Genomic DNA, 19,592 nt, shown 5'->3' on the forward strand with positions numbered 1-19,592 from the left:
GGTGTGCGCGGCGTCGACGCCCGGTGGCCGGGCGTCGGCGGGGTCGCGGGTCCGCAGGTAGAGCAGGAGGTCGAGCCGGTCGGTGTCGCTGCGGGCCGTGATGTGCTGGAGCGCATCGCCGGGGAGGGCGTGGGCCCAGAGGATGCCGACCGTCTCGTGCGCCTCGTCCGGCGAGGCGGGGCCGGGTTCTCTGCGCCGCAGGCCGACATGGACGATGTCCACGGGGTGGGTCAGCCCCAGCCGAGGCTGCCGTCGGCGACGGTCACGGTGCCGGCCGGGGCGTCGGAGGTGAGGGCGGTGACCGCGGCGGGGGCGGCGATCAGGGCGGTGAGGGCGAGGGCGGTGACCGCGGCGGCCTTGGCGAGACGGGTGAGCATGTCGGTGGTTCTCCTCGACGGCAGTGACAGGTGGACGGGCTCCGGTTCGGCGTCCCGCGGTTGACGCCCGCTCCGGTTCGCCGCCCGGTCGGTTTCCCTGGCGGCGATCAATAGCTTCGCGGGTTCCGGAGCGGCCCGGAAGGTCGTTCGGGTGTCGCCATTCGGCCTGTCCGAGACCGGACGCCAGGTCATGCACATGCCATCAGAGTGGGCGCGGCAGGGCGGGCTCCGACCCCCGCCCGCAGCGGGCCGGGCTACGCCTTGCCGGTGGCCGCGACCGCTGTCAGGCCCTGCTCGGTGGGGCCGTAGACGCGGCCGCCGCCGGCCCAGAAGGGGACGGTGAGGGTGAGGCTGGGGGCCAGGAAGTCGTAGGTCCAGCGGGCGAGGCCGGTGGCGGGGTCGAGGGCCCAGACCTTGCCGTGGATCCAGAGGTAGAGGGTGTCGTCGGCGAACTGGGCGGCCAGGTTGGTGGCCAGGGTGCCGACGGGCAGGGTGCCGGCCCAGCGGACGGCACCGTTGCCCGCGTCCAGGGCCTGGACCTTGACGGTGAGGGTCTTGTAGTCCACGGCCACGGCGAAGACGGTCGTGGCGTCGGCGTTCGCCACCACCGCCTGGTAGGTCATGGCGGCGTCGGACTTCCACGCCACCGTCCCGTCCGCCGGGTCGAGGGCGTAGACCCGGTCGGCGAGGTAGAGCAGGCGGCCGCCGGCGGAGGTGTGCGGACCGTCGGTGAAGGGCTGGAGGAGGGCTCCGGCGCCGAGGGTGGTGCCGGGCGGGTTCTGCTGCCAGGCGGAGAGGCCGGCGTTCGTGGTGTCGAGGCCCTGCAGGGTGGACTTGCCGTTGGACATCTCGGTCCGCTGCCAGAGCAGGCGGGTTCCGGCGATGGGGACGGCGAGGCGTCCGCTGCCCAGGCCGGAGAACGGGAACCGCTGCTCCCAGCGGAGGTCGTGGGTGGCCGTGTCCACCGCCCACAGGAACATCAGCTGGCCGCCGACCGAGGCGGAGGAGCCGACGCCCTGGACGTAGACGGCGCCGTCCAGCACGCCGGCGACCGCGCCGGTGGTGGCGCTCATTCCGGGCCGGGCGAACGACCAGGCGACTTCGCCGGTGGCCAGGTCGATCGCCTTGAGCGAGGTGCGGATGCCGACGACGGTCCCGCCGACCCGTTCCCAGCTGACGTAGTAGCCCTTGCCGTCGGCGGCGGCGACCAGGCCGAGCGTCGGGGCCGGCACGGCGCCCTGGGAGGTCTTCGGTTCCCAGCGGGGTTTGCCGTCGCGGTCGAAGCCGCGGAGGCTCTTGGCGTCGACGGTGAGGATGCTCTCGCCGTCCGCGACGATCTGGTTGAGCGGGTCGGGCACGGGCGCCGTCCACAGCGCGGCGGCGATGTTGGTGGTGCCGAGCGGGCGGTCCGGGTCGGTGGGATCGGACGCCGATGCCGAACTCCGGTGTGCGCCGGTGGACTTGTCGGGCGTCCGGCCGAACGTCAGGTACGCCGCCGTCCCGCCGCCGGCCAGCGCCGCCGCGCCGCCGGCCAGCCCGTACAGCAGGGTGCGCCGCGCGGGGCGCTTCGGCTCCAACTGCGGGAGGTCGGGCGGCAGTTCCACCGTGGGTGCGACCGGCGGCGGGGGCAGCGTGGGCGCCAGCACGGCCGCGGAGCGTTCGACGGCGGCGAGCAGCACGGGGTGCAGCCACGCCCCGGGCGGCTGCGCTGCGAGCCGCTGGGAGTCGACGAGTTGACGGGGCGTCGGCCGGTCGGCGGGGTCCTTGGCGAGGCAGGCGGCGATCAGCAGGCGCAGCCCGGCGGGCACGGCGGTGAGGTCGGGTTCCTCCGCGGCGACCCGGCGGACCACTTCGATGGGGTGGCCGCCGCCGAACGGTCCGGCGCCGGTCGCGGCGTGCACCAGGGTCGAGCCGAGCGAGAAGACGTCGGAGGCGGGGACGATCGGCCGGGCCAGGGCCTGCTCGGGCGACAAGAAGGAGGGGGTGCCGAGGATGGCGCCCTCGGCGGTGAGGACGCTGTCGTCGGCGGCGCGGGCGATGCCGAAGTCGATGACGTGCGGGCCGTCCAGGGCGAGCAGCACGTTGCTGGGCTTGATGTCCCGGTGGACCAGCCCGGCGGCGTGGATGGCGGCGAGTTCCTCGGCGATGCCGGCGGCGAGGATCCGCAGCACCGGTTCGGGGAACGGGCCGACCAGGCGGACGGCCTCGTCGAGCGGGATGCCGGGGATGTACGCGGTGGCGAGCCAGGGCAGCGGCGCGTCCGGGTCGGCGTCCACGACGGGGGCGGTGAACGCGGAGGACGCGGTGCGGGCGGCCGAGACCTCGCGCCGGAAGCGGGCCCGGAACCGCTGGTCGTCGGCGAGTTCGGGCCGGATCAGCTTGACCGCGACGGTGCGGCCGCCGGCCGACCGGCCGAGGTAGACGGCGCCCATGCCGCCCGCGCCGAGTCGGCCGAGCAGCAGGTAGGGGCCGACCTGGGCGGGGTCGGTCGGGCCGAGCGGATGCATCGTCAATGTCCCTTCGCGGGCAGGGCGGTGAGGATCGTCGGGCGTTGGGCGGCGATGCACAGCCGTCCCGCGCCGGCCGTCCAGGTCAGCGTCGCCGGGTCGGCGCCCTTGAGGCCGGAGTACTTCCAGCGGGCCCGGCCGGTGGCGGGGTCGAGGGCCCAGACCACCGCGTCGCGGCCGATCCGGTAGAGGGTGTCGTCGGCGTACAGCAGGTCGGCGCCGTACGCGCCGGCGCCGGTGCCGGGGCCGTCGGGCGGCAGCGGGGTCCGCCAGCGCAGGGTGCCGCTCTTCAGGTCGAGGGCGCCGACGGAGTAGCCGCCGTCGCTGTCGGTCCACAGGCAGTGCAGCAGGCTGTCGTCGGGGCCGTGCGCGAAGGCGCTGCCGGTCATGCGGGGGCCGGCGACGCCGGGGGCGGACCAGGCGGGTTTGCCGGTGGCGGGGTCCAGGGCGGTGAGGGCGCCGTCCTTGTCGGGGGTGAGGAACCAGCCCCCGCCGGCGGCGATGCCGAAGGACTGCAGGCCGGCCGTCCAGGCGACGGCGCCGGTGGCGTCGAGGGCCTTGAGGCGGTCGGCGCTGGAGACCAGGATCCGGTCGCCGCCGGGCAGCAGGGCGGCTTCCAGCAGCAGCAGGTCCTCGCCGTGGAACCAGGCGGTGCGCCGCCCGGCCAGGTCGACCGCCCACACGTTGCTGCCGCCCTGGTGCCTGCCCTGGCCCACGCCGACCACGTACGCGGTGCCGCCGCGGATCCCCGCGAAGCGCGTCACGCCGACCGCCTGCGGCTGGTCGAGCGTCACCCTGCCGTCGACCTTGCCGTCGCCCGGGTCGATGGCGAGCAGGACGGTCGCCAGGCTGCCCGGGGCGGCGGCGCCGCCCATTGCGGCCAGCTGGATGCGGTGGCCGTCGAAGGCGGCGACGGGGTGCGGCTGGAACGGGTCGAGGGCGAAGGTGACGCCCGCCGCGGTGTCGTCCAGCGTCCACCTCGGCTTGCCGTCGTCGACGACCGCCCAGGTCTGCCGGGTCGTGATGCCGACCACCGCGGCGTCCAGCGACAGCAGTTGGACGCACGGCAGGGTGACCTGCCGGTTCTGCCAGAGCGGGACGGCCTCGGGGACGTCCGCGCTCGGCCGCACCGGCGCGGCGGCCTGCTTGCCGGACGGTGTGCCGCGGCCCCGGTCGATCAGCGCGTAGGCGGAGCCGGCCGCACCGGCGGCGAGGACGCCCCCGCCGAGGGCGAGCAGCGTCCGGCGGCGCGGCCCGTGCGACGGCGGCCGGTCGACCGGCGCGGGTGCGGGCTCGGGGGCGTGCGCGGGCATCGGGGGTGGTGCGGGCGGCGCGGTGAGCACGGCGCGGACGGCCCGCACCTCGGTGGCGACGGCGGGCGGCAGCCAGCCGTCCGGGTCGGCGGGGTGCCCGGCCAGGGCGACGTGCGCGACGAGTTGACGGGGCGTCGGCCGGTGCGCGGGGTTCTTGGCCAGGCAGGCCGCGACCAGGGTGCGCAGGTCGGCGGGCAGCTCGCCGAGGTCGGGTTCGGTGCTGACGATCCGGAACAGCACGGCCGCCCCGGCGCCTTCGCCGAACAGGTTCCGGCCGAGGGCCGCGTACGCCACGGTGGAGCCGAGCGAGAACACGTCGCCGGCGGGGGTGAGCGGCTCGCCGAGGGCCTGTTCGGGGGACATGTACGGCGCGGAGCCGATCACCGCGCCGGTGGTGGTCAGCCCTTCGGCGTCGGCGGCCCGGGAGATGCCGAAGTCGATGACGTGCGGCCCGTCCAGCGCCAGCAGCACGTTGCCGGGCTTCAGGTCGCGGTGGATCAACCCCGCGCGGTGCACCTCGGCGAGCGCCTCGGCGAGGCCGGCGGCCAGCGTGCGGACGGTGGCGACGGGCAGCGGGCCGTACCGCTCGACGGCCTGCCGCAGCGACAGGCCGGGAACGAACGCGGTGGCCATCCACGGCAGCGCGGCCTCCGGGTCGGCGTCCACCACGGGCGCGGTGAACGCGCCGGAGACCCGCCGGGCGGCCGCCACCTCCTGCCGGAACCGCTGCCGGAACCCAGCGTCCTCGGCGAGCTCCGGCCGGACCACCTTGACCGCGACGGCCCGGCCACCGGCCGAGCGCCCCAGGTACACCGCACCCATGCCGCCGGCCCCGAGCCGGCCCACCAGCGTGTACGGCCCGACCTGCCGCGGATCCATCCCGTCGAGTGGTTGCACCTGCCCGTCCCTTCCCCCGTCGGGTGCGCGGTTCCGAACCCTACGGTCTGCGACGGGGGCACGGCAGCCGATCACACCGAATCCTCACCTGCGCGGATCCCCTGACGCCACGTCATGTCGGGCCGGCCCGGTGGGCGAGGAGCACGGCTTGGACGCGGCGCTCCGGTCCGAGCCGGATGGGGATCCGGGTGACCCACCGCGCGCAGGCGCTGCCGGCGCTCAGCAGCGACGACTCCACCGACTTCGAGGTGGCGTCGGCGGGGTGCGCGTCCGTGCCGGAACTCCGAGCGGTGCTGCGGCTGTTCGACGACGACTTCGCGGAGAACGTGTACCTGACGCTGCGCGACTCCTACCCGGAGGCACGGACCCGCAGCCGCCGCGTGGCGTACCTGTCGGCGCCCGCGTTCGCGTCCGCGATGATGGACCGTCAGGTGATCGGGGCGCTCGCCGCGGGCCGCGAGGTGCTGGTGATCGCCGCGGTGGACGTCGCCCGCTCGCCCCGGCTGCGCGGCACCACGGTGGCGGACGCGCACCGCCCGGGGCTGTGGCGGGTGCCGGCCGTCGATCTCGCGCCGCCGGAGCTGCGCAGCCCGAATCTCGCCCAACCGCGCTGCGGCGGGCCGGAGTTGCTCCGATCGCCGCCGGCAGACCGGGTGCTGGTCGAGGGCGGACGGGTGATGGTGGCGGCCACCGTGCGCGACCTGGGCCTGCTGGGCTCCCGGGCATCCTGACCGCACTCCGACCGTGCGGCGTCGGGCCGCCGTCCGGCCGTGCGGTGTCGGACCACTGCCGGGGCGCGCAGCGGACAGCCGACCGCCCCGGTGCGTACTAGCCTCGACGGCTCGAACGGCCGCCCGGTGCGGGACGGCCGCCATCCGGCGGATGTCCGTCGCCGAGCCGAGGGCCTGGAAGAGATGAGACGTAGTACGAGCGAGGAGTCCGCGTGGGCGCCGCTCGGGGAGAAGGTGTTCCGGGCGCTCTGGGTGGCCCAGTTCGTGTCGAACGTCGGCGGCTGGATGCAGACCGTCGGCGCGCAGTGGCTGCTGGTCGGGCACGGGGCGGGGCTGGTGTCGCTGGTCCAGGTCGCCGCGGGGCTGCCGGTGCTGCTGCTGGCGCTGCCGGCCGGCGCCCTCGCGGACCTGGTCGACCGTCGGCGGCTGCTGCTGGTGATGCAGGCGGCGATGGCGGCGGTCGCCAGCGTTCTCTCGGTGCTGGCGCTGGCGGGGGTGCTCGGGCCGTGGCTGTTGCTGCTGTTCACCTTCCTGCTGGGCTGCCTGACCGCGTTGAGCGGTCCGGCCTGGCAGGCGGTGCAGCCGAGCCTGGTGCCGCGCGAGCAGCTGCGGCAGGCGTCGGCGCTGGGCGCGGTGAACATGAACGTGGCCCGCGCGGTCGGCCCCGCGCTGGGCGGCCTGCTGGTCGCGGCCGCCGGGGTGGGCTGGACGTTCGCCCTCAACGCGCTGTCCTTCGCGGGCATCCTGCTGGTCCTGCTGCGCCGGTTCCCCGACCCGCCGGCGCCCCTCCGCGAGCGGGAGCGCGAGCAGGTGCTGGCGGCGCTGCGGGCCGGCGGGCGGTACGTCCGCCGCGCACCGGCGGTGCGGCGGATCCTGCTGCGCTGCGCGCTGTTCGTCCCGGGCGCGGCGGCGCTGTGGGCGCTGCTGCCGGTGGTGGCGGTGCGGCGGCTGGGCCTCGGCTCCTCCGGGTACGGCCTGCTGCTGGCCGCCGTCGGCGTGGGTGCAGTGGCGGGCGCGGCCGCGCTGCCGCGGCTGAGCGCCCGGCTGCGCGGCAACGGCGTCCTCGCGCTGGCGGGGCTGCTGACGGCGGGTGCGCTGCTGGTGGTGGCGCCGGCCGGCAGCGCCTGGGCGGTGGGCCCGGCGCTCGCGGCCGCGGGCGCGGCCTGGATCTGGGGCCTGTCCGTCCTGAGCGCCGCCCTTCAGCTGGAGCTGCCGAACTGGGTGCGGGCCCGCGCGGTCGCCTTCTACCTGCTGGTCTTCCAGGGCGGCAACGCGCTGGGCGCCCTGGTGTGGGGCCAACTGGCGCAGTACGCGGGCCTGGTGGTCGCGCTGACCGTCCCGGCCGCCCTGCTGGCCCTGGGCGTGCTCTCCCTCCGTCGGCTCCCGCTGCTGGACGGCAAGGTCGACCCGTCGCTGTCCGACAGCTGGCCGGAGCCGCGCCTGACGGTCGAGCCCGCCGCGGCGGACGGGCCGGTGCTGGTCACCGTCGAGTACCGGGTCGCGGACGGCGGGGCGGCGGCGTTCGTCCGGGCGATGGACGAGGTCGAGGCGTCCCGGCGGCGGACCGGCGCGGTCAGTTGGGGCCTGTACCGGGACGCGGCCGAGCCGGCCCGGTTCGTCGAGACGTTCACGGTGTCGTCCTGGGCCGAGCACCTGGCGCAGCACCACGAACGCTGGACCGGCGTCGACCACGCCTTCGAGCGCGCCGCCCGGGCGCTGGTGACGGGGGAACCGGTGGTGTCCCACGCCGTCACCGCCCGGGCGGCGGGGTGACGCGCCGTCAGCCGGTGACGGACCGGACGGCCTCGCGGATCACCTCGGCGACCCGGGCGGGCTGCGAGAGCATCATCAGGTGCGAGGTGTCGAGTTCGACGGTGGTCATCCCGGCGCGCCGGTAGCCGAACCGCTGGACGTCCGGGTTGAGGGTGCGGTCGGCGGTGGCGACGACGCCCCAGGACGGCTTGGTCCGCCATGCGGCGGTCGGCGCGGCCTCGCCGAACGCGGCGGCGGCCAGCGGGCGTTGGCTGACGGCGAGGACCTTCGCCAGCTCGGGGTCCACGTCCGCGGCGAAGATCTCCGGCAGGCGGTCCGGCTGCACGGACACGTCGGTGCCCTCGCCGCCGCCGTCCAGCGGGAACGGGGTGTACACCAGCGCCTCAGCAAGCTCGGAGGCCGGGAAGCGGCCCTGCAGCTCGCCCAGGCTCTCGCCCTCCTCCAGCGCGTAACCCGCCAGGTACACCAGCGCCTTGACGTTCTCCTCGGCCCCGGCGACGGTGATCACCGCACCGCCGTACGAGTGGCCGACCAGCACCACCGGGCCGGGTATCCGCCGGACCACGGAGGCGAGGTAGGCGGCGTCGCCGGTCAGGCTGCGGTTCGGCCCGGCCGGCGCGAGGACCTCCAGGCCGTCGGCGAGCAGTTCGGGGATCAGCCGGCCGAAGCTGGAGGCGTCCGCGAAGGCGCCGTGCACCAGCACGACGGTGGGCGTGTTGTTCTCGGTCATTGTCAAGTCCTTCGGATCAACGAGGAGTTCGGACAGCGGGACGACCTCAGGCTAGGAACCCGCGCCCGTCCCGTCTTTTCCCTGGGCGCACTCCTCTCGGCCGATCCGCGCACCGTTGCCCGCCGAGCGCCCGACGGTGCGTCACCTCGCCCGCCCGGACGGCCGCTGGGGCGCGCCGAGATAGGTGAGCACCGCGAGGACCCGCCGGTCGCCGCTGTCCTCCGGGGGGAGGTCGAGCTTCCCGAAGATGTTCCCGACGTGCTTGTGCACGGCCCGTTCGGTGACCACGAGCCGATCGGCGATCTCGGAGTTCCCGTACCCCTGGGCCATCATCGCGAGCACCTCGCGTTCGCGTTCGGTGAGCCGGGACAGCGGGTTGCCGTGCGTCGCGAACAGCTGCCGGACGACGTCCGGGTCCAGCGCGGTGCCGCCGGCGGCCACCCGGTGCAGCGCCTCCAGGAAGTCGTCGACGCGGGCGACCCGGTCCTTGAGCAGGTAGCCGACGCCGGCCCCGTCGGCGAGCAGCTCCCTGGCGTAGGTGTCCTCGACGTACTGGGAGAGCACCAGGATCGGCAGACCGGGGACGTGCTCCCTGGCGCGCAGCGCGGCCCTGACGCCCTCGTCGGTGAAGGACGGCGGGAGGCGGACGTCGACCACGGAGACGTCCGGCCGGTGGGCGACGGCGGCCGTGACGAAGGACTCGGCGTCCCCGACCGTGCCGAGCACCTGGTGGCCCAGCGCGTCCAGCAGCGCGGACAGGCCTTGCGCGAGCAGCGCGTTGTCCTCGGCGATCAGGATGCGCACGGGCACTCCACGGTGATCACGGTGGGCCCGCTGGGCGGGCTCTGCACCAGCAGGACGCCGTCCACCGCCTCGACGCGCTGCCGCATGCCGCGCAGCCCGGTGCCGCCGCCCTCGGCGGCCCCGCCCCGGCCGTCGTCGGCGATCTCCGCGCGGACGGCGGCGCCGGTCCTGGTCAGGGTGACCGACACGGATGCGGCGCGGCTGTGCTTGGCCGCGTTGGTGAGCGCCTCGGTGACGGCGAAGTACACGGCGACCTCGATCCGCGCCGGCACCTCGCCGAGTTCGCCAACGTCGAGGGTGGCGGGGACGGGGCAGCGGGCGACGACCGCCGCGACCGCGCCGGCCAGGCCCCGGTCGGCGAGGATCGGCGGGTAGACGGAGCGCAGCACGTCGCGGAGCTCGGCCATCGCCTCCTCCGCGCCCTGTCGCGCCCGGGTGAGCAGCGGACCCACGGCCGCCGGGTCGGAGCCGAACGTCCGCTCGGCGAGGCCGAGTTGCATGGCGAGGGAGACCAGCCGGGCCTGGGTGCCGTCGTGCAGGTCCCGCTCGATGCGGCGCAGTTCGCTGCCGTGCGCGTCGATCGCCCCGGTGCGCGTGCGGTCCAGCGTCGCCACGCGTTCGGCGAGGACCGCGGCGGCCGAGGGGGCGAGCAGCCACCGGCTCACCGACGCGGCGAGCCCGGCCACCAGGGGCGGCCCGAACAGGGCGAGCAGCACGCTCAGCAGAAACTGGGGCACCCCGACGCCGAGCACGGACCACCAACTGCGGATCGGGACGTTCAGGATCAGCCGGATCGGCTCGTCCGCGGGGAACAGCCACCACAGGCCCGCGAGCACGAGCACGGCCACGGGGAACAGAAACAGTGCCACGCCGACGATCCCGAGCACGGTGCCGGCCACCATCGCGCCGGGCGCCCAGCGCAGGTCCCGACCGGTCGCCTGGTCCGCCAGCATCGTCATCAGGCGCCTCTTCCCGTGCGGCCCGGCCGCCGCCACCGGCGCCGCCGCCCACCGGCCGAGCCGCACCCGTTCGACGTCGGCCAGGCGGCGCAACAGCCGGAGCTCGTACGGCAGGACGAGCAGGCCCGGGCCGACCAGGCAGAGCACGGACGAGTAGACGAGCGCGGGCACCAGCACGATCAGTGCCAGTCCGCGGCCGAGGAGGGCCGCGCAGTAGCCGGTGGCACGCGCCGAACGGGCGGCCACCGCACGCGTTTTCGACAACCTGTTCACGGTGGCCAGTCTTTCCCGTCCGGGTCCCCCGACGCAGTGGAGCCAGCTACACCATCGATCGACGAGCCTGCACGATCGTCCCGACCGGCGCCCGGTTCGTAGCGTCCCGGTCATGAAACCGAACCCGCCCTCCGGCCTCCTCCCGTTCCTCTCGATCAGCTTCGTCGGGGCGTGGCTCGCCATGGTCCCGCTCTGGCTCGACGGCCTCCGCCGGACCAGCGCCGCGCAGGGCACGCCGCCGGTGGCGGCGCTGTGCATGATCCTGATGATGCTGGTGCCGGCGCTGACCGCCTTCGGCCTCACCGCCCGCCGCCACGGCCTGCGCCGGGCCGCCCGGATCCTCGGGCTCGCCAGGGCCACCCCGTGGCGGCACGAACTCCGCTCCGTGGCGATCGCGTTGACGATCCCGCTCGGCCTCACCGCCGCCGGCCTGGCGGTGGCCGCACTGGCCGGCCGGTACAGCCCCGCGCACCTGCCCGGTCCGGCCACGATCGCGCCGCTCGTGCTGAGCGCGCTGGTGTCGCTTCCGCTGTACTTCGGCGAGGAACTCGGCTGGCAGGGCTACCTGCTGCCGCGGCTGCTGCACCACGGCAGGACTCGCGGCCTGCTGATCGGCGGCGCGATCTGGGGGGCCTGGCACGTCCCGATGACCGCACTCGGCGGAAGCTACCCCGGCCACTCGGTCCTGCTGGGCATACCCGTCGCCGTGGTCACCGCGATGCTGCTCGGCACCGTCATCGCCACCGTCCGGCTGTCCACCGGCTCGGTCTGGGCGGCCGTCGCGGCGCACGTCTCGCTCAACGAGTTCGCGCTGCCGCTGACCCGCGAGGTCTCCGACCGCCTCGTCGACCCGCTGTTCGCCGGGCCGCTCAGCATCTCCACCTGGCCGGTGACCGCCCTCGCCGTCCTGGGCGCCTGGCAGGTCCACCGCCGGCGGGGCACGGCCGGCGCCGCCCCGGAGCCGAGCGGATCCCACGGCCGCGCTTCCTGACGGATCCGGGCCGCCGTCCGACGTCGGCGGCCCGGACCGAACCGCGGTCGGCCCTCAGGGGTTCAGCCGGTAGCGGCCGGACCCGCGGGCCAGCAGTCCGTGTCGACCAGGGCGCGCCGCAGTGCGACGGCGTCCAGCGGACCGCCCTCGCACCACGGCCGCAGGCGGTCGGTGACCGTCCGCTCGTCGTACTCCTCGCCCGGCACGAAGGTGTTCCCGGCGAGGTGCCCGAGCACCGCGCGGCGGGCCTCGGGGTCTTCCTCGGGCAGGTCCACCAGGACGCCGCCGCGGATGCGGCCGCGCAGCCGCGGGTCGGGCTGCTCCCTCGCCGCCTCGTCCGCGACGCGGCGGGCGGCGGCGTCCGCGGCGGCGGCGAGGGCGTCCTCGTTCAGGGCGACCGTGCCGCGGCCCTGGACGAGCAGGCCGGCCCGGACCAGCCGCCCGATGGCGGGGGCGGCGTCCGGTGCGGCGAGCCCCGAGACGGCGAGGACCTCGGCGGACGTCGTCGCGCCCAGGGCGACCTCCGAGAACACCTGGCGCTGGATCGGGTCGGCGAGCTGGACGGCGAGGTGATCGGGTGTCATGCGGGGGACGCGTCCTCTCCGAGGCGGTGTGGTCCGGGATCGAAACCGGTCACAACTCACGTTGCCCGCACCCGAGTTCGACGCCGAACCGATGTGCCGCCGCCCCGCCCGGGCCCCGGTCAGCCCGCGGTGTGCTGCGCCCGCCACTGGCTCGGCGAGACGCCGTACGCGGCGCGGAAGGCCCGGCTGAAGTGCGCCGGGCTGCCGAATCCCCAGTGCTGGGCGACCGCCGCGACCGACGGGCCGGGCCGGGACAGGTCCCGGGCGGACGCGTCGAGCCGGGACCGCAGGATCAGCCGGCTCACCGTCGTCTCCTCGGCCTCGAACAGCCGGTGCAGGTAGCGCAGCGAGATGTGGTGCGCCCGGGCGATGGTCTCCGGCGACAGGTCCGGGTCGCCGAGGTTGCGCGCGATGTGCTCCCGGATCCGCCGCACCAGCCGGCCGTTGGCGGTGTGGGAGTCGTCGGCCGTCCGGCCGGCGGACAGCTGGGCGACCATGGTGCCCACCAGGTCGGCGACGCTGCCGGCCAGCCGATCGGCGAGCGGCGTGACGTAGGACGGCGCGGAGTCGGCCAAGGTCCGCAGGAACGGCAGCAGCACCGACCCGAACCCGGCGGCGGCGGTCACCGGGGTACCGGTCACCTGGTGCAACTCGGTCTCCGGTACGCCCAGCAGGCGGCGCGGCAGGTGGAACAGGTGCGCGCGGGACGGCTTCGGGTACTCGATGACGTACGCCCGCGCGGTGTCGTACAGGACGAACTCGCCCTCGCCCAGCACCTTCTGCTGCCCGTCCTGGGTGACCATGCACTCCCCGGCGAGTTGCAGCCCGATGCCGACCATCGGCTCCTGGCCGGCCCAGGCGTACCGGCCCGCGAGGCGGGGCGGCAGCGCCACGGCGGTCTCCAGCGTCGCGACCCGCAGGTACCCGAGCCGGGACAGCCGCGCCCGCTCACCCGGCGAGGCGCCCGTGAGCGCCGGGTCCGTCGCGGCCGGCGGCCACGGCCACGTCGCGCCGGGCACGCACCCGTTCGCCATCCACACGCTCATCCGACCGCCTCCCGGGGTGTTGCCGAACTTCGGGAGCGCCTCGCGCAGGTACGTCCCGAGGTGCCCGGCAACCCAGGCTATCCCGCGCCGCGCCGGCCCGGCACCGCACCCCTGACCTGCGGTGATCACTCCTGGTGAGGCAGATCGGCGCACTTTTGGTGCACCGGCGGGTTCACCCCCGGTGAAGCAGGCGGGTTCACTCCCGGTAGAGCAGCGCCGTGACGCCGGCCAGCGCCGCGCCGGCCACCAGCGCCCAGGCGAGCTGACCGTGCAGGACCAGGACCGCGCCGGGGATCGCGCCGGCCAGCATGGTGGCGACGGACAGGATGCGGCGGCGCCGGCGGGGCGCCGTGCCGCCGGCCAGCCGGGAGTCGGCGGCCAGGCCGGTCAGGGTGAGGGTGAGCACGGTGGTGGTGAGGTCGGGGACGCCGAGGGCGCGCACGGTGCCGTTGCGGACGCCCATCGCCACCGCGCCGAGCGTGATCACCGCGTACCGGGCGGCGGGCTCCTCGACGCTCCAGCCGAAGGCCACGGCGGCGGCCGCGCCGTGCAGCGCGACCTCCAGGGCCAGCGCGGCGCGCAGCCGGCCGGTCGGCCGCCCGATGGTGAACCGGCCGGCCAGCACCGCGCCGAGCAGGAACGCGCCGAGCGAGGTGACCGAGGCGGCGACGGAGAAGCCGGGTGCGCCGGCCAGGGCGAACGCGATGACGACCACGTTGCCGGTCATGTTGGCGGTGAAGACGTGGCCGAGGCCGAGGTAGCTGACCGCGTCGATCAGCCCGCTGGCCATGGTGAGGCCGAACAGCGCCAGTGCCAGCGGGTGGCGGTCGGTGATCTGCGGTGTGGACGGGGCGGGGGGTGCGGGAGTGGACACGGCGGCGCCTCCTGATGAGGGTGGGGGCACCGCCGCGGCGCGCGCGGCGGTGCCCCCTGAACGAGATGTCGGTGCGTCAGAGGAAGCAGGGGTCCTGCGGCAGCGCCGACTGTCCGGGGACGGCGTTGCCGCGGGCCAGCCGCCAGGCGAACTGCTCGTCGGAGGCCGCGGCGGCCTCCAGCACCCGGTCGGCCTGCTGCGCGCCGGCCAGGCCGGGCGCGGAGCCGGCCTGGTAGCCGCCGAAGCGGGCGACGGGGCTCCACTCGGGGCTGATCGCGGGCAGGTCGGCGACCAGGCCCTCGTGCTCGGCGACGGCGTGCACGATCCGGCCGCCGACCACGGTGAGGACGGACTCGATGTGCGCGATGTCCGCCTCGGGGACGGTGAAGTAGTCGGCGCTGAGCACCGCCAGGTCGGCGTAACTGCCCACGGTGAGGCGGCCCTTGACGTCCTGCTCGCCGGTGAGCCGGGCGCCGCCGAGGGTGAACAGCTCCAGCGCCCGGGCGCGGTCGAGGCGGTTGTGCTCGGCGGCCAGTCGGCGGCCGGAGACCGCGCGGCCGGAGACCAGCCAGTGCAGGGCGACCCACGGGTTGTAGGAGGACACCCGGGTGGCGTCGGTGCCGCCGGCCACGGTCAGACCGCGGTCCAGCATGGCGCGCAGCGGCGGGGCCTCGGCCGCGGCGGCGGCGCCGTAGCGGCTGACGAACGCCTCGCCCTGGAAGGAGAGCCGGTTCTGCACGGAGACCGCGCCGCCGAGGGCGGCGATCCGGTCCAGGCTCTCGCCGCTGACGGTCTCGGCGTGGTCGAACAGCCAGCGGTTGCCCTGCGGGAACAGGCCCTCGGCGGCGAGCTTCTCGAACACGGCGAGGTCGCGGCGGATGGTCTCGTCGTAGGTGGCGTGCAGTCGGAAGCCCCAGCCGTTCTCCATCAGCATCCGGACGGCCTTCTCGAACTCGCTCTCGTACGCGCCGAGTTGCGGGCGCGGCTCGGTGAAGTTCTCGAAGTCGGCGGCGGCCCAGGTGAGGTTCTCGCCGGCGCCGTTCAGTCGCAGCCACTCGTCGCCCTCGCCGGGGCGGACGGTGTCGATCCACCGCTTGAGGTCGTCGAGTTCCTGGCCCGCGGTCTGCGGGAACAGGTGGTAGGCGATCCGGAGCGTCAGTTCGCCGCGGCGGGCGAGCTCCATGACGGTTCCGTAGTTCTCCGGGAAGCTCTGGAAGCCGCCGGCGGCGTCGATCGCGGAGGTCAGACCGAAGCGGTTGAGTTCGCGCAGGAAGTGCCGGGTGGAGTCGACCTTGTCGGCCTCGTCCAGCGTCGGCGCCTTGGCGAGGGTGGAGTACAGCAGCAGCGCGCCGGGCGCGGCGATCAGCAGGCCGGTGGGCTCGCCGTCGTGGCCGCGGACGATCTGGCCGCCGGCCGGGTCGGGGGTGTCCCGGGTGAAGCCGGCGGCGCGCAGCGCGGCCTTGTTGAGCAGCGCCGACTGGTAGAGGTGCAGCACGAAGACGGGGGTGTCGGGCGCGGCGGCGTTCAGCTCGGCCAGGGTGGGCAGTCGGCGCTCGACGAACTGGTCGGCGGACCAGCCGCCGACCACGCGCACCCACTGTCCGGCGGGGGTGCGCTCGGCCTGCTCGCGCAGCATGGCGAGGGCCTGCCGGAGCGAGCGGACGCCGTCCCAGCGCAGCTCCATCACGTAGTTGAGGCCGCCGCGGATGACGTGCAGGTGCGCGTCGTTGAGTCCCGGCACGACGCGACGGCCGAGCGCGTCGACCACCCGGGTGCCGGGGCCGACCAGCGCGGCGACGTCGGCGTCGTCGCCGACCGCCCGGATCACCCCGTCCCGGATCGCGACTGCGGTGGCCTGCGGGCGGCGCGGGTCGTTGGTGAACACCTTGGCGTTGCGGACGACCAGGTCGGCGGGCTGTTCGGGGGTGCCGGGGCGGACTCCGGCGACGGGCATGGTGGACAAGGCGAGTCCCCTTCGGTGCAGGGTGGTGGTCAGTGGAAGCCGAGGACGGGCGCGGTCGGGCTCCGGTCGTCGGCGGGGCGCATGCCGCCGACGGTCATCAGGGCCGCGAGCTCCTGCCCGGCGCGCTCGATCCGGGTCGGCAGGGTGTCGGTGTGCGAGTCGCCGGTGCCGCCCCAGTCCTCGGAGGCCGCGAACACGGCGGTCGGCGCGACCAGCGCGCGCTGGTACGCGAACAGCGGGCGCAGCGCGTGGTCGAGGGCCAGCGAGTGCCGGGCGGTGCCGCCGGTCGCGCCGATCAGCACCGGCTTGCCGGCCAGCGCGCCGGGGTCGAGCAGGTCGAAGAACGACTTGAACAGGCCGCTGAAGGACGCCGAGAAGATCGGCGAGACGGCGATCAGCGCGTCGGCGCCGCTCACCTCCTCCAGTGCGGCGCCGAGCGCGGGCGACGGCCAGCCGGTCACCAGGTGGTTGGAGATGGGCCCGGCCAGCGGCCGCAACTCGTGCAGCTGGACGTGGACTTCGCGGCCGGCGCCGGCGAGCGCCGCAGTGGTGGCCTCGACGAGGCGGTCGGCGAGCAGCCGGGTGGAGGAGGGGACGCTGAGCCCTCCGGAGACCACGGCCAGGTTCAGGGCGCTCACTTGGCGGCCTCCGTCTGCTGCCGGGCCGCCGCGAGCGCGGCGTGGGTGGGGGCGTCCGGCACCCCGGCGGGGCGCAGCTTGGCGAACTCCTCGCGCAGCACCGGGACGACCTCCTCGCCGAGGATGTCGAGCTGCTCCAGGACGGTCTTCAGCGGCAGGCCGGCGTGGTCCATCAGGAACAGCTGGCGCTGGTAGTCGCCGACCGCGTCGCGGAAGCCGAGGGTGCGTTCGATGACCTGCTGCGGGCTGCCGACGGTCAGCGGGGTCGCCTCGGTGAACTCCTCCAGCGACGGGCCGTGGCCGTAGACCGGGGCGTTGTCGAAGTAGGGGCGGAACTCGCGCACCGCGTCCTGCGAGTTCTTGCGCATGAAGACCTGCCCGCCGAGGCCGACGATGGCCTCGTCCTGCGAGTTCTTGCGCATGAAGACCTGCCCGCCGAGGCCGACGATGGCCTGCTCGGGGGTGCCGTGGCCGTGGTGGGCGAACCGGGTGCGGTACAGCTGGACCATCCGGCGGGTGTGTTCCTGCGGCCAGAAGATGTTGTTGTGGAAGAAGCCGTCGCCCCAGTACGCGGCCTGTTCGGCGATCTCGGGGCTGCGGATCGAGCCGTGCCAGACGAACGGCGGGGTGTCGTCCAGCGGGCGCGGGGTCGAGGTGAAGCCCTGCAGCGGGGTGCGGAAGCGGCCCTCCCAGTCGACCACCTCCTCGCGCCAGAGCCGGCGCAGCAGCGCGTAGTTCTCGGTGGCGAGCGGGATGCCCTGGCGGATGTCCTGGCCGAACCAGGGGTAGACGGGGCCGGTGTTGCCGCGGCCCATCATCAGGTCGACCCGGCCGTCCGCGACGTGCTGGAGCATCGCGTAGTCCTCGGCGATCTTCACCGGGTCGTTGGTGGTGATCAGCGTGGTCGCGGTGGACAGCACGATCCGCTCGGTCTTCGCGGCGATCCAGCCGAGCATGGTGGTCGGCGAGGACGGCACGAACGGCGGGTTGTGGTGCTCGCCGGTGGCGAACACGTCCAGGCCGACCTCCTCGGCCTTGAGCGCGATCGCGAGGATCGCCTTGATCCGCTCCCCCTCGGTGGGCGCCCGCCCGGTGGTCGGATCGACCGTCACATCGCCGACGCTGAATATCCCGAACTGCACGGGGTGCCGCCTTTCCACTGACTGTGCACGACCCGATCGGGTCGCCGCTCGACGGTAAGCAGTTGCCGGGCCGTCGAACGGTTTCCCAGTGCATCGCCAATTGCCTTGGAGTGCACTGCACTTGCCGTCGGATCGGGTGTGCGTTGTGGGAACAGTGCCGGGCGCGCAGCGGGCAGGTCGGGCTCGGGATCCGGGCTTAGCGTGATGGTCGTCGGCATCCCGGTCGAACCGGTCGAGCGCCTGACATTTCACCAACTCCCGGCATTTTCAAGAAAGAAGGGACCGTCATGGTCGACTTCGCCAATGTCAAGGCTGCCCCGAGCCCGGACCTGCTCACCCCCGAGAACTCGATGATGCTGTTCGTCGACCACCAGCCGCAGATGTTCTTCGGCACCGGCTCCGGCGACCGCACCTCGATCATCAACTCGACGGTGGGCCTGGCCAAGGCCGCGAAGATCTTCGACGTGCCGGTGGTCCTGTCGACCGTCGCCGCCGAGTCCTTCTCCGGCCCGATCCTGCCGCAGCTCAAGGCGGTCTTCCCCGACCACGAGGTCATCGACCGCACCACGATGAACGCCTGGGAGGACGAGGCGCTGGTCGAGGCGGTCAAGGCCACCGGCCGCAAGAAGATCATCCTGTCGGGCCTGTGGACCGAGGTCTGCCTGGTCCTGCCGGCGCTCTCCGCGCTGGGCCAGGGCTACGAGGTGTACGTCGTGGCGGACGCCTCCGGCGGCGTGAGCCCGCTGGCGCACGAGCACGCCCTGCAGCGGATGACCGCCGCCGGCGCCGTGCCCGTCACCTGGGTGCAGGTCCTGCTGGAGCTCCAGCGCGACTGGGCCCGCTCGGAGACCTACGTCGCCGTCACCGACCTGGTCAAGGAGCACGGCGGCGCCTACGGCATGGGCGTCTTCTACGCCCAGTCGATGATCGACCCGCACGCCGCGGGCTGATCGCCGTGAACACCGGTCTTCTCCTGCTCCGCCTGGTCGTCGGCCTGCTGATCGCCGGACACGGCGTCCAGAAGGTCAGCTACCACCTCGGCGGCAGCGGGCTGGCAGGCGGCACCGCCGAATTCCGGGGTGATGGCTTCCGGGGCGGGATGCTCACCGCCCTGGCGGCCGGCGGTACGCAGATCGGCGCCGGGCTGATGCTCGCCGCCGGCCTGTTCACCCCGTTGGCCGGCGCGGGCGTCATGGGCGTCATGACCGTCGCCCTGACGGTCAAATGGCCGCACGGCCTGTGGGTCCAGCACGACGGGTACGAGTTCCCGCTCGTGCTGATCGTCGCGGCCGCCGCCCTCACCGCCACCGGCCCCGGCCAGTGGTCCGTGGACGGCGCGCTCGGGCTGGCCGACTGGCCCCTGTGGTGCCTCGCGCCGGCGCTGGTCGCCGGTGTCGGTGGCGGTCTGGCCACCCGGTTCGCCCTTCACCGCGAGTAAGGGCAGTACCGCAGAAGGGCTCGGGCCCCTGGAGCGAGCGATCGCCCAGGGGCCCGAGCCCTTCTGCACACCGAACTCCCCCTCTTTCCCCGACGCAAGGAAGAAGCCATGACGGCAGCGACGACCCTCGAAGACCGGCAGACGCCGCAGGCCACCGCGCCCCGGCCGGAGCTGCACACCATGACCAGGATCAGCCTGCGGCCGATCGCCTCCCCGATGCCGCTCGGCTTCTTCGCGGTGGCGATCGCCTCGGCGGTCACCAGCAGCCTTCAGCTCGGTCTGATCGACGGCGCGTACCGGCAGGCCGTGGCACTCACCGTGTTCGCCTCCTTCGTGCTCCAACTGCTGGTCGCCATCCTGGCGTTCGGCGCCCGGGACGTGATCGCGGCGACCCTGATGGGCGTCTTCGCCGGGGCCTGGCTGTCCTTCGGCCTGGTCACCGCGGCCGACGCGCCCGGCGCCCGGCACGTGATGGGCGTGCTGAACCTGACGTTCACCGTGTTCGCCGCCCTGATGGCCTCGGTGGCCCGGCCGAAGAAGGCCCTGTGGGCG

Annotated in this window: 18 protein-coding genes and 1 pseudogene; 6 read left to right on the plus strand and 13 right to left on the minus strand. The window is 74.8% G+C overall.

Annotation, left to right across the window (positions count from 1 at the left end):
• The 4 genes from IEZ12_RS03005 to IEZ12_RS03020 form a co-directional block, all read right to left on the minus strand.
• Positions 1-222, minus strand: a 222-nt coding sequence (locus tag IEZ12_RS03005; protein WP_189270627.1) for a hypothetical protein, incomplete at its 3' end; no start/stop codon positions are given.
• 8 nt (positions 223-230) lie between these two features.
• A complete protein-coding gene (locus IEZ12_RS03010) occupies positions 231-377 on the minus strand; it encodes a hypothetical protein (protein ID WP_189270629.1) in 147 nt (48 codons plus the stop codon).
• Positions 378-631: 254 nt separating this feature from the next.
• Entirely contained in the window at positions 632-2,884 is a 2,253-nt protein-coding gene (locus tag IEZ12_RS03015) for a serine/threonine-protein kinase (RefSeq protein WP_189270631.1), read from the minus strand.
• Positions 2,885-2,886: 2 nt separating this feature from the next.
• The gene (locus IEZ12_RS03020; RefSeq protein ID WP_189270633.1) at positions 2,887-5,094 is read right to left on the minus strand and encodes a serine/threonine-protein kinase; all 2,208 of its coding nucleotides are present in this window, start codon (positions 5,092-5,094) and stop codon (positions 2,887-2,889) included.
• A gap of 188 nt (positions 5,095-5,282) precedes the next feature.
• On the opposite strand from IEZ12_RS03020, the gene IEZ12_RS03025 reads away from it, so the two are divergent.
• Positions 5,283-5,825, plus strand: a complete 543-nt coding sequence (locus tag IEZ12_RS03025; RefSeq protein WP_189270635.1) for a hypothetical protein — start codon at positions 5,283-5,285, stop codon at positions 5,823-5,825.
• A gap of 183 nt (positions 5,826-6,008) precedes the next feature.
• The gene (locus tag IEZ12_RS03030) at positions 6,009-7,598 is read left to right on the plus strand and encodes an MFS transporter (RefSeq protein ID WP_189270636.1); all 1,590 of its coding nucleotides are present in this window, start codon (positions 6,009-6,011) and stop codon (positions 7,596-7,598) included.
• A 7-nt stretch (positions 7,599-7,605) separates the two neighbouring features.
• On the opposite strand, the gene IEZ12_RS03035 is transcribed toward IEZ12_RS03030, so the two are convergent.
• The 3 genes from IEZ12_RS03035 to IEZ12_RS03045 form a co-directional block, all read right to left on the minus strand.
• Positions 7,606-8,328, minus strand: a complete 723-nt coding sequence (locus IEZ12_RS03035; RefSeq protein ID WP_189270637.1) for an alpha/beta fold hydrolase — start codon at positions 8,326-8,328, stop codon at positions 7,606-7,608.
• 141 nt (positions 8,329-8,469) lie between these two features.
• Positions 8,470-9,132, minus strand: coding sequence for a LuxR C-terminal-related transcriptional regulator (locus IEZ12_RS03040; RefSeq protein ID WP_189270639.1), 663 nt, complete (start codon positions 9,130-9,132; stop codon positions 8,470-8,472).
• Positions 9,120-10,355 carry a sensor histidine kinase gene (locus IEZ12_RS03045; protein ID WP_229847183.1) on the minus strand — a complete coding sequence of 412 codons (1,236 nt, stop codon included), beginning with the start codon at positions 10,353-10,355 and terminating at the stop codon, positions 9,120-9,122. The genes IEZ12_RS03040 and IEZ12_RS03045 overlap by 13 nt, the downstream gene beginning before the upstream one ends.
• Positions 10,356-10,476: 121 nt before the next feature.
• Here IEZ12_RS03045 and IEZ12_RS03050 point away from each other — a divergent pair, with 121 nt between their 5' ends.
• Positions 10,477-11,355: a CPBP family intramembrane glutamic endopeptidase gene (locus IEZ12_RS03050; RefSeq protein ID WP_189270641.1), complete on the plus strand. Its 879-nt coding sequence runs from the start codon at positions 10,477-10,479 to the stop codon at positions 11,353-11,355.
• A gap of 62 nt (positions 11,356-11,417) precedes the next feature.
• Here IEZ12_RS03050 and IEZ12_RS03055 read toward each other — a convergent pair whose 3' ends face one another.
• From IEZ12_RS03055 to IEZ12_RS03080, 6 genes are all read right to left on the minus strand, one after another.
• Complete coding sequence (locus tag IEZ12_RS03055) at positions 11,418-11,939, minus strand: DUF2087 domain-containing protein (protein WP_189270643.1); 522 nt, start codon at positions 11,937-11,939, stop codon at positions 11,418-11,420.
• A gap of 119 nt (positions 11,940-12,058) precedes the next feature.
• Positions 12,059-12,985 (minus strand): helix-turn-helix domain-containing protein, encoded by a 927-nt coding sequence (locus IEZ12_RS03060; protein WP_189270644.1) that lies wholly within the window; start codon positions 12,983-12,985, stop codon positions 12,059-12,061.
• Between the two features lie 196 nt (positions 12,986-13,181).
• Positions 13,182-13,859, minus strand: coding sequence for a YoaK family protein (locus IEZ12_RS03065; RefSeq protein ID WP_229847184.1), 678 nt, complete (start codon positions 13,857-13,859; stop codon positions 13,182-13,184).
• Positions 13,860-13,935: 76 nt separating this feature from the next.
• On the minus strand, positions 13,936-15,813 hold the full coding sequence (locus tag IEZ12_RS03070) for an amidohydrolase (RefSeq protein ID WP_189270873.1): 1,878 nt from the start codon (positions 15,811-15,813) through the stop codon (positions 13,936-13,938).
• A 38-nt stretch (positions 15,814-15,851) separates the two neighbouring features.
• Complete coding sequence (locus tag IEZ12_RS03075; RefSeq protein ID WP_373295430.1) at positions 15,852-16,460, minus strand: FMN reductase; 609 nt, start codon at positions 16,458-16,460, stop codon at positions 15,852-15,854.
• Positions 16,457-17,602: an LLM class flavin-dependent oxidoreductase gene (locus IEZ12_RS03080; RefSeq protein ID WP_189270645.1), complete on the minus strand. Its 1,146-nt coding sequence runs from the start codon at positions 17,600-17,602 to the stop codon at positions 16,457-16,459. Before IEZ12_RS03080 ends, IEZ12_RS03075 begins: the two co-directional genes overlap by 4 nt.
• 287 nt (positions 17,603-17,889) lie before the next feature.
• On the opposite strand from IEZ12_RS03080, the gene IEZ12_RS03085 reads away from it, so the two are divergent.
• From IEZ12_RS03085 to IEZ12_RS37605, 3 genes and pseudogenes are all read left to right on the plus strand, one after another.
• Complete coding sequence (locus IEZ12_RS03085) at positions 17,890-18,552, plus strand: hydrolase (RefSeq protein WP_189270646.1); 663 nt, start codon at positions 17,890-17,892, stop codon at positions 18,550-18,552.
• A gap of 5 nt (positions 18,553-18,557) precedes the next feature.
• Positions 18,558-19,040: a DoxX family protein gene (locus IEZ12_RS03090; protein ID WP_189270647.1), complete on the plus strand. Its 483-nt coding sequence runs from the start codon at positions 18,558-18,560 to the stop codon at positions 19,038-19,040.
• 108 nt (positions 19,041-19,148) lie between these two features.
• A pseudogene (locus tag IEZ12_RS37605) lies at positions 19,149-19,592 on the plus strand (GPR1/FUN34/YaaH family transporter); the annotation flags it as partial.

This window comes from Kitasatospora griseola, from assembly GCF_014648555.1.
GTDB classification, from domain to species: domain Bacteria; phylum Actinomycetota; class Actinomycetes; order Streptomycetales; family Streptomycetaceae; genus Kitasatospora; species Kitasatospora griseola.